Here is a 14,058-nt window from a genome sequence, read left to right on the forward strand (position 1 = left end):
CAGATGTAAAAGAGATAACCTGTCCACCCACCTTTTGGTCAAAGCGTATCAACGACTTACGCTCAATGCGGCTGACGGTGTTTAACAGCAGTTCACGTACGTTAACCTTACGATACAGCCTGGCCTCTCATGGTCATGTCGTTAGACCAATCCAGTTAATTTCCTCACGGATATCAACCGCCGCTTGCGCGGGAGTACGTTGTCAGGAAGCTCCGCACCCCACCGTTGCCAGTGACGCACTATCCCTAGGCTACCGTTGGCTGAACAACGGGTTCTTCTTCACTATTTCTGCTCAAGAAATAGCGACAGAACAATCACCCGTACAGCTTGCGCTGCATTCCTCTTGTAAAGATCGCGAGCAAAACGATCCCGTCCTGTTCATGAATCCATGAAAGGATGAAGTGATGATGTATGGCAAACCGCGCCATAATCGTTAAGGATGTAACATCGGTATGGGATTAGCCGATGCCTGCCCTGACGGGCATTCTGCGCAGAGTAAACTGCCGCAGATAACTGAGTGAAAGTAATGGGCGCGTTACTGCTCATCACTGAAAGGTAACCCAAACTACGGGCGCGTATTCCACCGCCGAAGCGACTCCACCTTATGCTACGCTAAAGGGTTTTGGGAGCGGGGCAAGCCCCGCTCACCGGGCACGCAAGCTAACTGCAAGAGAAAAATTCTCTATTTTATTCAGTTAGTTACGCAGAGGAATGCGACTCTCGTCGCATTACATCATGCCGCCCATACCACCCATACCACCCATGCCGCCAGCAGCGCCTAAATCAGGAGCATCGCTTTTCGGCAGGTCGGTCACCATGCACTCGGTAGTGATCATCAGACCAGCCACAGAAGCCGCGTACTGCAGCGCAGAACGGGTAACTTTGGTTGGGTCCAGGATACCCATATCGATCATGTTGCCGTATTCTTCAGTTGCTGCGTTGTAACCGTAGTTACCGTCGCCGCCTTTAACGGTGTTAGCGACAACAGACGGCTCTTCGCCGCAGTTCAGCACGATCTGACGCAGCGGAGCTTCCATTGCGCGCAGCGCAACTTTGATACCCACGTTCTGGTCTTCGTTCTGGCCTTTCAGGTCAGCAATTTTAGAAGCAACGCGGATCAGCGCAACGCCACCACCAGCAACCACGCCTTCTTCTACCGCAGCACGGGTCGCGTGCAGGGCATCTTCAACGCGGGCTTTCTTCTCTTTCATTTCAACTTCGGTCGCAGCGCCAACTTTGATAACCGCAACGCCGCCTGCCAGTTTCGCTACGCGCTCCTGCAGTTTTTCACGATCGTAGTCGGAGGTCGCTTCTTCAATCTGCTGACGGATCTGAGCAACACGGCCCTGGATGGCAGCTTCTTCACCCACGCCATCGATGATGGTGGTGGTGTCTTTGTTGATCACAACGCGTTTCGCCTGACCCAGGTCTTCCAGGGTTGCTTTTTCCAGCTCCATACCGATCTCTTCAGAGATTACGGTACCGCCGGTCAGGGTAGCGATATCCTGCAGCATCGCTTTACGACGATCGCCGAAGCCCGGTGCCTTAACAGCAGCCACTTTCACGATGCCACGCATGGTGTTAACAACCAGGGTAGCCAGCGCTTCGCCTTCAACATCTTCAGCGATGATCAGCAGCGGTTTGCCTGCTTTTGCAACGGCTTCCAGAACCGGCAGCATTTCGCGGATGTTGGAGATTTTCTTATCAGCCAGCAGGATGAACGGGCTTTCCAGTTCTACTGCGCCAGTTTCCGGCTTGTTGATGAAGTAAGGAGACAGGTAGCCGCGGTCAAACTGCATACCTTCAACCACGTCCAGTTCGTCCTGCAGACCGGTACCGTCTTCAACGGTGATGACGCCTTCTTTACCGACTTTATCCATCGCTTCCGCGATCAGTTTACCTACGGTTTCGTCGGAGTTAGCGGAGATAGTACCTACCTGAGCAATCGCTTTAGAGTCGGAGCACGGTACGGACAGCGCCTTCAGCTCTTCAACCGCAGCAGCAACCGCTTTGTCGATACCACGTTTCAGGTCCATCGGGTTCATGCCCGCAGCAACGGCTTTCAGGCCTTCGGTAATGATGGACTGCGCCAGTACGGTCGCGGTGGTGGTACCGTCGCCTGCAGCGTCGTTCGCTTTAGAGGCAACTTCTTTCACCATCTGCGCGCCCATGTTTTCAAACTTGTCTTCCAGTTCGATTTCACGCGCTACGGAAACACCATCTTTAGTGATAGTCGGCGCACCGAAAGATTTATCCAGAACCACGTTACGGCCTTTCGGACCGAGGGTGACTTTCACTGCATCTGCCAGTACGTTTACGCCGCGCAGCATTTTCACACGAGCGTCGTTACCGAATTTTACGTCTTTAGCTGCCATTTTCTCTTTCCCTTAAATTCGTATGTTCAGTGTCGTTCGCGGATTACGCTTCAACAATTGCCAGAATGTCGCTTTCAGACATGATCAACACTTCTTCATTGTCGATCTTTTCAGATTTCACACCGTAGCCATCGTTAAAAATAACGATGTCGCCAACTTTCACGTCCAGCGGCTGTACAGTACCGTTGTCCAGGATGCGACCCTTACCGACAGCGATGATTTCGCCACGAGTTGATTTACCCGCTGCGGAACCGGTCAGTACGATGCCGCCAGCAGATTTGGACTCAACTTCTTTACGTTTGACGATCACACGATCATGTAACGGACGAATACTCATTGATAGCTCTCCTTTGAGAAAGTCATTATCAGTTATGGGTGACGCCGGCCCGTAAACGGTTTCCCGGCTGGTGACCAGAGAGATGGGGATGGGGTTTTGCCCCTTCAAGGGGGGAGATGAAAAAAAATTCTTCTGAGCGAAAAAAGCGGTAAAAACGCTACTTATCTCACGTTTACCCAAGGTTTAGAACATCCTGCTATAAGAAAAGGCGTGTGTGATACGCTTAAAAATGTCTGTCGTCACCTGACGTTACAATGCCGCCGGATAATGAGCTGATGAATGAACTAAAAAAAGAGCTTGGATTGGTTCAGGGCGTTATCTTGTTAACCACATCATTATTAGGGACTGGCGTTTTTGCGCTTCCGGAGCTGGCTGCGCTGGCGGCAGGCAACATCAGCCTTTGGGCATGGCCGCTGCTCATTATTTTGATTTTCCCTATTGCGATTGTCTTTGCTGTGCTGGGGCGTCATTTTCCACACGCTGGCGGCGTAGCGCATTTTGTCGGGATGGCATTTGGCCCGCGTCTGCAACGGGTGATCAGTTGGCTGTTTTTATCAGTCATTCCTGTTAGTTTTCCCGCAGCCTTGCATATTGCGGTGGGTTTCGGCCAGGCGCTGTTTGGCTGGCAAAGCGAACAGCTCTTATTTGGGGAGCTGGGTACTCTAGGTTTACTATGGTTTATGGGATCGCGCGGCGCCAGCTCCAGCGCCAACCTGCAAGCCATTATCGCTGGATTAATTATCGCGCTTATTGCCGCCATTCTGTGGAAAGGCGCGATTAAACCTGCAGATATCACCTTCCCAGCCGCAAACGAAATTACCTTTTCCCGGCTGTGTACCGCCCTGGCGATCATGTTCTGGGGATTTGTGGGAATTGAGGCGTTTACGCATTTGTCATCTGAATTTAAAAATCCTGAACGTGATTTTCCGCGCGCATTGATCATTGGCCTGATGCTGGCCGGCGCCATTTATTGGGCCTGTACCGCCGTGGTGCTGCATTTTGGCGTCTATAGCGACAAGATAGCGGCAACAGCATCGCTACCGCTTATTATTGTTCATCTCTTCGGTATCCAGGCGTTGTGGGTAGCCTGCATTATTGGTTATCTCACCTGCTTTGCCAGCCTGAATGTGTATGCTCAGAGTTTTGCGCGTCTGATATGGACGCAAATGCAATATCAGCCCGATCACTATCTGGCTCAACTCTCTCCCGGGCGCCTTCCCTTGCACGCGTTGAACGTTATTCTGGTCTGTTGTTGCGTGAGTTCCCTGGTCGTCTACGCCCTGAAGATTAACCTCAATGCGCTGATCGTCTATGCTAACGGTATTTTTATTATGCTCTATCTGCTTTGTATGCTGGCGGGCTGTCGACTGTTGAAAGGGCGTTGCTATGCACTGGCGGTGACGGGTTGTCTACTGTGCCTGTTATTGCTGGCAATGCTGGGGTGGAAAAGCTTATATGCCATTATCATGCTGGCTGCATTATGGCTGTTTTTACCGAAGCGAAAACGCATGGCGTAAGACGCATCCGCTGGCCGGATAACGCCTCGTGCGACTTATCCGACCAACATTTCTACCTTTAATCCCGACGATCGTCTTTATGTTCAATACGATCGCGATCGTCATCTTTACGCTGATACTCGCCGTCAAATGTTTCGCCACCGCCAGTACCCGCGCTAAACCCGCCGCCCGGCATCCGGGAAAAACGTAAATGCGGCAGCAACTTCAGCGTCAAATGTTTTTGCACCGGCGGTAACAAAAGGAGAAGGCCGAGAAAATCGGTGAAAAACCCCGGCAACAGGAGCAGTAAGCCAGCGATGATCAGCGATACACTCTTAATCATTTCTGCCGCCGGGCTCTCACCGGCCGCCATTTTTTGTTGCATCAGCAAAAAGTTTTTAAAACCCTGGTTACGTACCAGCGATATACCGATAACAGACGTAAAAATCACCAGGATTAGCGTCATCAGGACACCAAGCACATGGGCGACCTGGATAAAGATAGAAATCTCAATGTAAACATAGAGAAAGACAGCTAAAAAGGGTATCCAGCGCAAAGGACTCTCCTGTAAGTCATGGCCGTCTGCGACGACCATTTGAATGGGGTTGCGATTCGCATCGATTCGATATGGTGGTGCGTAGCAAAATTTCAAGTGGTTTGTACACCTATTTTAGGTAGTAATACTAAAGCGGTGACCTATTTCACAAAATAATAAATAAGGGGTAAATTCCCACACTTTAAGTGATCCAGATTACGGTAGGAATTCTGAAGCAGCATATGATCTCGTTTATCAGGCCGATGGAGGGGATAATCGTCGGTCAGAAAACATTCGAAATCACATATATCCTGTGTGTTTTAAAGTAAAAATCATTGGCAGCTTGAAAAAGAAGGTTCACATGTCAAACAACATTCGTATCGAAGAAGATCTGTTGGGTACCAGGGAAGTTCCAGCTGAAGCCTACTATGGTGTTCACACTCTGAGAGCGATTGAAAACTTCTACATTAGCAATAACAAAATCAGCGACATCCCTGAATTTGTGCGTGGCATGGTTATGGTAAAAAAAGCGGCGGCGCTGGCCAACAAAGAGCTGCAAACCATTCCTAAGAGTGTGGCGAATGCCATCATTGCCGCATGTGATGAAGTCCTTAACAACGGTAAGTGCATGGACCAGTTCCCGGTAGATGTCTACCAGGGCGGCGCGGGCACTTCCGTCAACATGAATACCAACGAAGTGCTGGCCAACATCGGGCTGGAACTGATGGGTCATCAGAAAGGTGAATATCAGTACCTGAACCCGAACGACCACGTGAATAAATGTCAATCCACTAACGACGCCTATCCGACAGGCTTCCGTGTAGCGGTTTACGCCTCTATCGTCAAACTGATCGATGCCATCAACCAGTTGCGTGAAGGTTTCGAACGTAAAGCGGTTGAATTCCAGGACATCCTGAAAATGGGTCGTACCCAGTTGCAGGACGCCGTACCGATGACGCTTGGTCAAGAATTCCGTGCGTTCAGCATCCTGCTGAAAGAAGAAGTGAAAAGCATCGAGCGTACTGCTGAGCTGCTGCTGGAAGTCAACCTTGGCGCAACGGCAATCGGCACCGGTCTGAACACGCCGAAAGAATACTCTCCGCTGGCGGTGAAAAAACTGGCTGAAGTCACTGGTTTCGCCTGTGTTCCGGCTGAAGATCTGATTGAGGCGACATCTGACTGTGGCGCGTATGTTATGGTTCACAGCGCGCTGAAACGTCTGGCAGTGAAGATGTCCAAAATCTGTAACGACCTGCGCTTGCTCTCTTCTGGTCCTCGTGCCGGCCTGAACGAGATCAACCTGCCGGAACTGCAGGCGGGCTCTTCCATCATGCCAGCCAAAGTGAACCCGGTAGTACCGGAAGTCGTAAACCAGGTATGCTTTAAAGTCATCGGTAACGACACCACCGTTACGATGGCGGCGGAAGCCGGTCAGTTGCAGTTGAACGTTATGGAGCCGGTTATCGGTCAGGCGATGTTCGAATCCATCCACATTCTGAGCAACGCGTGCTACAACCTGCTGGAAAAATGCGTTAACGGCATTACCGCGAATAAAGAAGTGTGCGAAGGGTACGTTTATAACTCCATCGGTATCGTCACTTACCTCAACCCGTTCATCGGCCACCACAACGGCGACATCGTCGGTAAAATCTGTGCTGAAACCGGTAAGAGCGTACGTGAAGTTGTGCTGGAGCGCGGCCTGTTAACGGAAGCCGAGCTGGACGATATTTTCTCCGTACAGAACTTGATGCACCCGGCTTATAAAGCTAAACGTTATACTGATGAAAGCGAACAGTAATCGTACAGGGTAGTACCAAAGAGGCACGTCACGATGACGTGCCTTTTTCTTACAAGAAGTTACCAAATAACAACAATTTAATATCAACTTGTTAAACAACAAGGAAGGCTAATATGATAGTTGTCGAACTTATCATTGTTTTGCTGGCAATCTTTTTGGGCGCCAGACTTGGGGGCATCGGTATTGGATTCGCAGGTGGGCTGGGTGTTCTGGTACTTGCCGCCATCGGCGTGAAGCCAGGGACAATTCCATTCGATGTCATTTCCATCATCATGGCGGTTATCGCCGCGATCTCTGCTATGCAGGTCGCGGGCGGTCTGGATTATTTGGTAAACCAGACGGAAAAACTGCTGCGTAAGAACCCGAAATACATCACTATCCTCGCACCGATTGTGACCTATTTCCTGACTATTTTTGCTGGTACCGGGAACATTTCCCTGGCAACGCTGCCGGTTATTGCTGAAGTCGCGAAGGAGCAGGGAATCAAACCTTGCCGTCCGCTCTCGACCGCCGTGGTATCCGCGCAGATTGCGATTACCGCCTCGCCGATTTCTGCGGCCGTGGTGTATATGTCTTCTGTTATGGAAGGTCATGGCATTAGCTACATTCACCTGCTGTCCGTGGTTATCCCCTCTACGCTGCTGGCGGTGCTGGTGATGTCCTTCCTGGTCACGATGCTGTTCAACTCCAAACTGTCGGACGACCCGATTTACCGCAAGCGTCTGGAAGAAGGGCTGATTGAACTGCGTGGTGAAAAGCAGATTGAAATCAAACCGATGGCAAAAAATTCCGTCTGGCTGTTCCTGCTGGGCGTTATTTGCGTGGTTGTTTATGCGATTGTCAACAGTCCGAGCCTCGGCCTGGTTGAGAAACCGCTGATGAACACCACCAACGCTATTTTGATCATCATGTTGAGCGTCGCAACGCTGACCACCATCCTGTGTAAAGTGGAAACTGACGCCATCCTCAACTCCAGTACCTTTAAAGCAGGGATGAGCGCCTGTATCTGTATTCTGGGCGTGGCGTGGCTGGGCGATACTTTCGTATCCGCTAACATCGACTGGATCAAAGACACTGCGGGTAGCGTCATCCAGGGGCATCCGTGGCTGCTGGCCGTCATCTTCTTCTTTGCTTCCGCGCTGCTCTACTCTCAGGCGGCAACGGCGAAAGCGCTGATGCCGATGGCGCTGGCGCTGAACGTCTCTCCGCTGACGGCAGTCGCTTCCTTCGCCGCCGTTTCCGGCCTGTTCATTTTGCCGACCTACCCGACTCTGGTTGCGGCGGTACAGATGGATGACACCGGTACAACCCGTATCGGTAAATTCGTCTTTAACCACCCGTTCTTCATCCCAGGCACCCTGGGCGTCGTTCTGGCTGTCTGCTTCGGCTTCCTGCTGGGCAGCTTTATGCTGTAAGTGTTTCACCCGCGGGGCGTATCACGCCCCGCATTCTCCCGCCCTTTGACTAACATCCTGCCCTCGTCCGTTGTATAGTGACCGTTCACTTGCGGGTCTTTTTGTTCTTTCGAGGTGTTTATGCTTGATGTTAAGAGTCAGGATATTTCCATCCCCGAGGCCGTTGTGGTGCTTTGTACCGCCCCGGATGAAGCTACCGCCCAGGATCTGGCCGCCAAAGTGCTGGCGGAAAAACTGGCCGCCTGCGCCACCCTCCTCCCCGGCGCGACATCGCTGTACTACTGGGAAGGCAAACTGGAGCAGGAGTATGAAGTTCAAATGATCTTAAAAACCACCGTTTCACATCAGCAAGCGCTTATCGACTGCCTGAAGTCTCATCACCCGTATCAAACGCCTGAACTTCTGGTTTTACCTGTTACTCACGGAGATACTGATTACCTCTCATGGCTCAACGCATCTTTACGCTGATCCTGCTGCTGTGCAGCACATCCGCCTTCGCCGGATTATTCGACGCGCCGGGTCGCTCGCAGTTCGTCCCTGCCGACCGGGCGTTTGTTTTTGATTTTCAGCAAAATCAACACGATCTTACCCTCTCCTGGCAGGTAAAAGAGGGTTACTACCTTTACCGTAAACAAATCAGTATCACGCCGACGAAAGCGGATATCGCCGCAGTCCAACTCCCGGCAGGCGTCTGGCATGAAGATGAGTTCTACGGAAAAAGCGAAATCTACCGTAAGCGGCTAAACGTTCCGGTAACGGTTAACCAGGCGGCGGCTGGCGCGACATTAACGATAACGTACCAGGGGTGCGCCGATGCGGGATTCTGTTATCCGCCGGAAACGAAAACGGTGCCGCTAAGTGAAGTCGCCGCGGCAATAGACGCCACGCCGACGCCTGCTGTCACCCAGACGAGTGAGACGTCAAAACCCGCCGCCCAGCTACCGTTTTCCGCGCTCTGGGCGTTGCTGATCGGCATCGGTATCGCCTTTACGCCCTGCGTTTTACCCATGTATCCGCTGATTTCCGGTATTGTCCTGGGGGGAAGGCAGCGTTTGTCGACGGGGCGCGCACTGCTGCTGGCCTTTATCTATGTACAAGGGATGGCGCTGACCTATACCGCACTGGGTCTGGTCGTCGCCGCGGCGGGATTACAGTTTCAGGCGGCGCTGCAGCACCCTTATGTGTTAATCGGCCTTGCCATCGTGTTCACCCTGCTTGCGTTGTCGATGTTTGGCCTGTTCACACTACAGCTCCCCTCCTCACTGCAAACCCGGCTGACATTAATGAGTAATCGTCAGCAAGGCGGCTCGCCCGGCGGTGTTTTTGTTATGGGGGCGATTGCAGGATTAATTTGCTCGCCCTGTACCACAGCGCCGTTAAGCGCGATCCTGCTTTATATCGCTCAGAGCGGCAACATGTGGCTGGGCGGCGGTACGCTGTATTTGTATGCATTAGGTATGGGTCTGCCGCTAATTCTGGTCACCGTGTTTGGCAACCGTCTGCTACCGAAAAGCGGCCCGTGGATGGCGCATGTTAAAACCGCTTTTGGTTTCGTGATCCTCGCGTTACCGGTCTTTTTACTGGAGCGGATTATTGGCGAGGCTTGGGGTTTACGTCTGTGGTCGCTGCTGGGCGTCGCTTTCTTTGGTTGGGCCTTTATCACCAGCCTTCAGGCCAGACGAGCGTGGATGCGTATCGTACAGATTATCCTGCTGGCGGTAGCGCTCATTAGCGTGCGGCCTCTACAGGATTGGGCGTTCGGATCGCCATCCGCGCAAGCTCCAGCGCACCTCAATTTCACGGCTATTTCTACCGTGGATGAACTCAATCAGGCGCTGGCGCAGGCCAAAGGCAAACCCGTTATGCTGGATTTCTACGCCGATTGGTGCGTGGCCTGTAAAGAGTTTGAAAAGTATACCTTCAGCGATCCGCGGGTCCAGCAGGCGCTCGGCGACACGGTGCTCTTGCAGGCTAACGTCACCGCTAACAATGCGCAGGATGTCGCGCTGTTAAAGCATCTGCAAGTCCTCGGGCTGCCCACCATTCTGTTCTTTGATGCCCAAGGCCAGGAACAGCCGCAAGCGCGAGTCACCGGCTTTATGGACGCCGCCACCTTTAGCGCGCATTTGCACGATCGCCAACCGTGAGCGACACTTGCAAAAGCAAAGACGGAGGAGAATACCGTGCAACGTGAAGATATTCTGGGAGAAGCCCTGAAATTACTGGAGACGCAAGGGATAGCCGATACTACGCTGGAAATGGTGGCGGAGCGCGTAAATCGTCCACTCGACACATTACAGCGTTTCTGGCCAGATAAAGAAGCCATTTTATATGACGCGCTACGTTATCTGAGTCAGCAGGTAGATATCTGGCGACGCCAGCTTCTTCTTGATGAGACGCTTTCTGCTGAACAAAAGCTACTGGCACGCTACAGCGCGCTTTCGGAATGTGTCAGTAATAACCGTTATCCTGGTTGTCTGTTCATTGCCGCCTGTACGTTTTATCCCGATCCAACCCATCCGATTCACCAACTGGCTAATCAACAAAAACGCGCGGCACATGATTTTACCCATGAGCTACTGACCACGCTGGAAATTGACGATCCGGCGATGGTCGCAAGGCAGATGGAGCTGGTGCTGGAAGGTTGTCTCAGCCGAATGCTGGTCAACCGCAGTCAGGCTGATGTAGATACCGCTCAGCGGTTGGCGGAAGATATTCTGCGTTTTGCACAGTGCCGTCAGGGTGGAGCGCTCACCTGACGGGTACTGATTTTATGCATTTTGCCTGAAAAGCAGGCAGTCAGCGCGATTTTATCACTTTTTTCGTGTAAAGCCGTTGACGACCGCGCCCCTTTACGGTTTAATGCGCCCCGTTGCCCGGATAGCTCAGTCGGTAGAGCAGGGGATTGAAAATCCCCGTGTCCTTGGTTCGATTCCGAGTCCGGGCACCACTTATTCAGAAAACCCAGCCTATGGCTGGGTTTTTGCTTTTCTGGGAATGGAAATCCGTAGCCCCCATCTCTGGCCTGACTAGCTATAACGAGAAGGCCAGATTTTCTCTGGCGCAACGCCCAGCGCTTCGGCGATCAGCCGCTCATCTTTGGGCCAGGATCAAAAGCTTACTTAGCTACAGGGAGATTATTACCAGTAATAACGCGTATCACTCCATCTGACGGTTCGCTAACCCCGACAAGTGAATCCAATATCTCCGCTATGAACTTTTTCATCACTGATAACAATAATCCCTTCGCCAATTTTAGCATTTTTTCTTTTTCGGTTTCTTTATTCTTAAATACTGTTTCCGACTCTTGTTCATAATCATAAATTAATACTCAGCACATCATGACTGATGGTAGTTATCGGGGTAACAGAGCACATACTTTAAAATAATTATTCATACTGTGTTATTACGGAAAGATTTTAACCTAATGCGTGTCAATCAGGCACGCAGATAAAAAACAACCGGGGAGAAAATTTAAACAAAATGCTGTTAGCCGGAAGTACCGGTATTGTTCTGTTGTCCGCAGCAGTCAGTCCGGTATGGACAGACAATAATACCAGTGCAGCGTCCTGCTTTTTTACCTGTATGTTGAATAACCATTGCAATAAATCATTATAGGATTACATCTGTTTATTATTGCCTGATCCGGAGTGAGTCTTTATGAAAAGTCGTTATTTAGTATTTTTTCTACCACTGATCGTAGCTAAATATACATCAGCAGAAACAGTGCAACCCTTTCATTCTCCTGAAGAATCAGTGAACAGTCAGTTCTACTTACCACCACCGCCAGGTAATGATGATCCGGCTTTCCGCTATGATAAGGAGGCTTATTTTAAGGGCTATGCGATAAAGGGTTCCCCGCGATGGAAACAAGCTGCTGAGGATGCAGATGTAAGCGTGGAAAATATAGCCAGAATATTCTCGCCAGTAGTGGGTGCTAAAATTAACCCCAAAGATACGCCAGAAACCTGGAATATGTTAAAGAATCTTCTGACAATGGGCGGCTACTACGCTACTGCTTCGGCAAAAAAATATTATATGCGTACTCGTCCCTTTGTCTTATTTAATCATTCCACCTGCCGTCCTGAAGATGAGAATACTTTGCGAAAAGATGGCTCTTACCCTTCCGGGCATACTGCTTATGGTACACTTCTGGCATTAGTATTATCCCAGGCCAGACCGGAACGCGCGCAGGAGCTCGCCAGACGAGGATGGGAGTTCGGGCAAAGCAGAGTAATATGCGGTGCTCACTGGCAAAGTGATGTTGATGCTGGTCGTTATGTGGGAGCAGTAGAGTTTGCAAGACTGCAAACAATCCCGGCTTTTCAGAAGTCACTGGCAAAAGTCCGTGAGGAACTGAACGACAAAAATAATTTATTGAGTAAAGAAGAACGCCCCGAACTTAATTACTGAAGGTGAAAGTCTTCCCGCAAACTGGCCACAGCAAATGAAAGGAAGTGCAACTGCGTAGGGGCGACCGGGCGTGGAGAACGCCTTTGGTTTCCCCGATTCGCAAACCACCCGTTTGCAGTCCGTCCAGACCGTCATGACATCGTTGTCCGGCTGAAGCGGTAAAACCGGTCTGGCTCACTGACTATCCACAGCGAATTCCGGCCATCAGAAGCTATCCCCTCCGCCTGTGGAATGTCCCGCTCCAGACCACTGTGTCCCCGGCGCAGCGGCATCACCCTCCAGCCGCCCTCGGGGTCTGACACCATTACCAGGGCTGATTCATGGGAAAGCACATACAGCCGCCTGTTTTTCCTGTCGTAATGCAGGCCGGAGATATCCTTCAGGAACCACGGCAGGGACAACCGGTGTGTCAGTGAATCACTGACCGACAGAGAGTCATGGCTGTGGTCCGTTTCCAAAAAACGAAGCGGTTTCTTTTCCTGCGCCACTATCAGTGCATTCTCTCCCCGTCCACGGGCAAGGCCTTCAAAACCGGCATTGTCGCTTTTTCTGTCCACATCCAGGGTCAGGATGTATGACGCCGGCGGCAGGATAGACGTATTCCTGTCAATGTGGTGGGTGGTGAGTATCCGCTCCCGTTCCCGGGACAGGACATAGCGGTTCCGGCCGAGATACTCAATGGCCTCAAAATCATGGTCGCCATCCGATGGTATCACCCGCAGCACGTTCCCGTCCGTGTCCAGCTCCACCACCGACGACGGATGGTCGGTCACGGCAAACAGCGTTCCGCTGTCCGGGTTCCACGTCAGGCCGGAGAGACCGCCCTGTATACCGGGAATGTCTTTTTCTGTCGCAAGCTGCCACTGCGTTTCCTCCGGGTACCAGGTTTCCGGAAAATACAGTGTGGCCGCACCGGCCACCATCAGAAGAGCGCCAGCCAGCAGTGCCGGTTTTTGTTTAAGTAAACGTCTCAGAGTCATGGTTCCGGATGTTCAGTTCATCGCATTACATGCAGTCAATGACAAACCAGAGCATGGCCAGGGCTCCGGTCAGGAAGCCGGAGATAAAAGCGCTGGTCAGCAGCAGTAAAATCAGCGCCCGGAGCGAAAAGCGTCCCCCGCCATACCCGGCGCGTCTTTCGTCATCCGGCATGTTGTCCTTCTGCAAAAAAAATTCTCCGGGGAATTACCGGTATGGAAATGTCCGGATAAAAAGAGCTTTATTCCCGTAAGGCCTGTCATGCAGCCCCGGATTATATTCATTCAATATTCAGTAACAGAAATACCGATACAAAAAACACCAGTGACATCATGACGACAAAAGAAATACAGATGTAATAAATCATCTTCAGAAAGTTCATCAGTCAGTTACCGCAATATCTGTTCCGGCCACTTGTTCTCTCCATGCCCCTGTTTTACCGGATATCCGTCAGACCAGCCGCCATCGGCCGGACACGCCTTTACCTGCATTCATTTTCTCCACCACGCCGGCGTCCTCAAGCGTAACCAGATAAGCCCTGGCCTGGTATATTGTCAGCCCGGCCGCATCCGCAATACTCCGGGTTCTGACCGGTATATTTATCCTGCCGTTTGCCTGTGACTGCATAAAAGACAGAATTTTGTCGCAAGCGTCATTACTCATTTTGTTCTCCTGTGACTACGGGGAAGCAATGCTGTCCCGGAAGCTGAA

The 14,058-nt window shown here is 51.4% G+C and carries 13 protein-coding genes, 1 tRNA gene and 1 pseudogene; 8 read left to right on the forward strand and 7 right to left on the reverse strand.

Annotation, left to right across the window (positions count from 1 at the left end; genetic code table 11):
• Positions 1-728 precede the first annotated feature (728 nt).
• Both groL and ACLJQD_RS04875 read right to left on the reverse strand, forming a co-directional pair.
• Positions 729-2,375, reverse strand: coding sequence for a chaperonin GroEL (gene groL, locus ACLJQD_RS04870; protein ID WP_000729126.1), 1,647 nt, complete (start codon positions 2,373-2,375; stop codon positions 729-731).
• Between the two features lie 43 nt (positions 2,376-2,418).
• Positions 2,419-2,712, reverse strand: coding sequence for a co-chaperone GroES (locus tag ACLJQD_RS04875; protein ID WP_000027827.1), 294 nt, complete (start codon positions 2,710-2,712; stop codon positions 2,419-2,421).
• A 275-nt stretch (positions 2,713-2,987) separates the two neighbouring features.
• On the opposite strand from ACLJQD_RS04875, the gene yjeH reads away from it, so the two are divergent.
• Positions 2,988-4,229, forward strand: coding sequence for an L-methionine/branched-chain amino acid transporter (gene yjeH / locus ACLJQD_RS04880; RefSeq protein ID WP_023205022.1), 1,242 nt, complete (start codon positions 2,988-2,990; stop codon positions 4,227-4,229).
• Positions 4,230-4,287: 58 nt separating this feature from the next.
• On the opposite strand, the gene ACLJQD_RS04885 is transcribed toward yjeH, so the two are convergent.
• A complete protein-coding gene (locus ACLJQD_RS04885; protein WP_017441218.1) occupies positions 4,288-4,764 on the reverse strand; it encodes an FxsA family protein in 477 nt (158 codons plus the stop codon).
• Between the two features lie 340 nt (positions 4,765-5,104).
• On the opposite strand from ACLJQD_RS04885, the gene aspA reads away from it, so the two are divergent.
• The 6 genes from aspA (at position 5,105) to ACLJQD_RS04915 (ending at position 10,906) form a co-directional block, all read left to right on the forward strand.
• A complete protein-coding gene (gene aspA, locus ACLJQD_RS04890; protein ID WP_000069440.1) occupies positions 5,105-6,541 on the forward strand; it encodes an aspartate ammonia-lyase in 1,437 nt (478 codons plus the stop codon).
• A 113-nt stretch (positions 6,542-6,654) separates the two neighbouring features.
• A complete protein-coding gene (gene dcuA, locus ACLJQD_RS04895) occupies positions 6,655-7,956 on the forward strand; it encodes an anaerobic C4-dicarboxylate transporter DcuA (RefSeq protein WP_000637595.1) in 1,302 nt (433 codons plus the stop codon).
• A gap of 120 nt (positions 7,957-8,076) precedes the next feature.
• Positions 8,077-8,424 carry a divalent cation tolerance protein CutA gene (gene cutA, locus ACLJQD_RS04900; protein WP_000887832.1) on the forward strand — a complete coding sequence of 116 codons (348 nt, stop codon included), beginning with the start codon at positions 8,077-8,079 and terminating at the stop codon, positions 8,422-8,424.
• Complete coding sequence (locus ACLJQD_RS04905; protein WP_017441219.1) at positions 8,400-10,103, forward strand: protein-disulfide reductase DsbD; 1,704 nt, start codon at positions 8,400-8,402, stop codon at positions 10,101-10,103. The genes cutA and ACLJQD_RS04905 overlap by 25 nt, the downstream gene beginning before the upstream one ends.
• Before the next feature lie 36 nt (positions 10,104-10,139).
• On the forward strand, positions 10,140-10,715 hold the full coding sequence (locus ACLJQD_RS04910) for a transcriptional regulator (protein WP_001188509.1): 576 nt from the start codon (positions 10,140-10,142) through the stop codon (positions 10,713-10,715).
• Positions 10,716-10,830: 115 nt separating this feature from the next.
• Positions 10,831-10,906: transfer RNA gene (locus ACLJQD_RS04915), tRNA-Phe, on the forward strand.
• Between the two features lie 79 nt (positions 10,907-10,985).
• Here the strand turns inward: ACLJQD_RS04915 and ACLJQD_RS04920 are convergent.
• Positions 10,986-11,063 (reverse strand): annotated as a pseudogene (locus ACLJQD_RS04920) (helix-turn-helix domain-containing protein); the annotation flags it as partial.
• A gap of 553 nt (positions 11,064-11,616) precedes the next feature.
• Between ACLJQD_RS04920 and ACLJQD_RS04925 the strand changes: the two are divergent.
• On the forward strand, positions 11,617-12,369 hold the full coding sequence (locus ACLJQD_RS04925; protein WP_000842426.1) for a non-specific acid phosphatase: 753 nt from the start codon (positions 11,617-11,619) through the stop codon (positions 12,367-12,369).
• 131 nt (positions 12,370-12,500) lie between these two features.
• Here ACLJQD_RS04925 and ACLJQD_RS04930 read toward each other — a convergent pair whose 3' ends face one another.
• From ACLJQD_RS04930 to ACLJQD_RS04940, 3 genes are all read right to left on the reverse strand, one after another.
• Positions 12,501-13,349, reverse strand: a complete 849-nt coding sequence (locus tag ACLJQD_RS04930) for an SdiA-regulated domain-containing protein (protein WP_017441220.1) — start codon at positions 13,347-13,349, stop codon at positions 12,501-12,503.
• Between the two features lie 25 nt (positions 13,350-13,374).
• Complete coding sequence (locus tag ACLJQD_RS04935; protein WP_001816720.1) at positions 13,375-13,536, reverse strand: hypothetical protein; 162 nt, start codon at positions 13,534-13,536, stop codon at positions 13,375-13,377.
• A gap of 261 nt (positions 13,537-13,797) precedes the next feature.
• A complete protein-coding gene (locus ACLJQD_RS04940) occupies positions 13,798-14,010 on the reverse strand; it encodes a FaeA/PapI family transcriptional regulator (protein WP_000063793.1) in 213 nt (70 codons plus the stop codon).
• Positions 14,011-14,058 lie beyond the last annotated feature (48 nt).

This window comes from Salmonella sp. SAL04214 (assembly GCF_046550615.1).
Taxonomy (GTDB): domain Bacteria; phylum Pseudomonadota; class Gammaproteobacteria; order Enterobacterales; family Enterobacteriaceae; genus Salmonella; species Salmonella enterica.

Excerpts from the sequence above, each read along its gene's own strand:
- groL (WP_000729126.1), bottom strand. The coding sequence starts at position 2,375 with ATGGCAGCTAAAGACGTAAAATTCGGTAACGACGCTCGTGTGAAAATG.
- ACLJQD_RS04875 (WP_000027827.1), bottom strand. The coding sequence starts at position 2,712 with ATGAGTATTCGTCCGTTACATGATCGTGTGATCGTCAAACGTAAAGAA.
- yjeH (WP_023205022.1), top strand. The coding sequence starts at position 2,988 with ATGAATGAACTAAAAAAAGAGCTTGGATTGGTTCAGGGCGTTATCTTG.
- aspA (WP_000069440.1), top strand. The coding sequence starts at position 5,105 with ATGTCAAACAACATTCGTATCGAAGAAGATCTGTTGGGTACCAGGGAA.
- dcuA (WP_000637595.1), top strand. The coding sequence starts at position 6,655 with ATGATAGTTGTCGAACTTATCATTGTTTTGCTGGCAATCTTTTTGGGC.
- cutA (WP_000887832.1), top strand. The coding sequence starts at position 8,077 with ATGCTTGATGTTAAGAGTCAGGATATTTCCATCCCCGAGGCCGTTGTG.
- ACLJQD_RS04905 (WP_017441219.1), top strand. The coding sequence starts at position 8,400 with ATGGCTCAACGCATCTTTACGCTGATCCTGCTGCTGTGCAGCACATCC.
- ACLJQD_RS04925 (WP_000842426.1), top strand. The coding sequence starts at position 11,617 with ATGAAAAGTCGTTATTTAGTATTTTTTCTACCACTGATCGTAGCTAAA.
- ACLJQD_RS04930 (WP_017441220.1), bottom strand. The coding sequence starts at position 13,349 with ATGACTCTGAGACGTTTACTTAAACAAAAACCGGCACTGCTGGCTGGC.
- ACLJQD_RS04940 (WP_000063793.1), bottom strand. The coding sequence starts at position 14,010 with ATGAGTAATGACGCTTGCGACAAAATTCTGTCTTTTATGCAGTCACAG.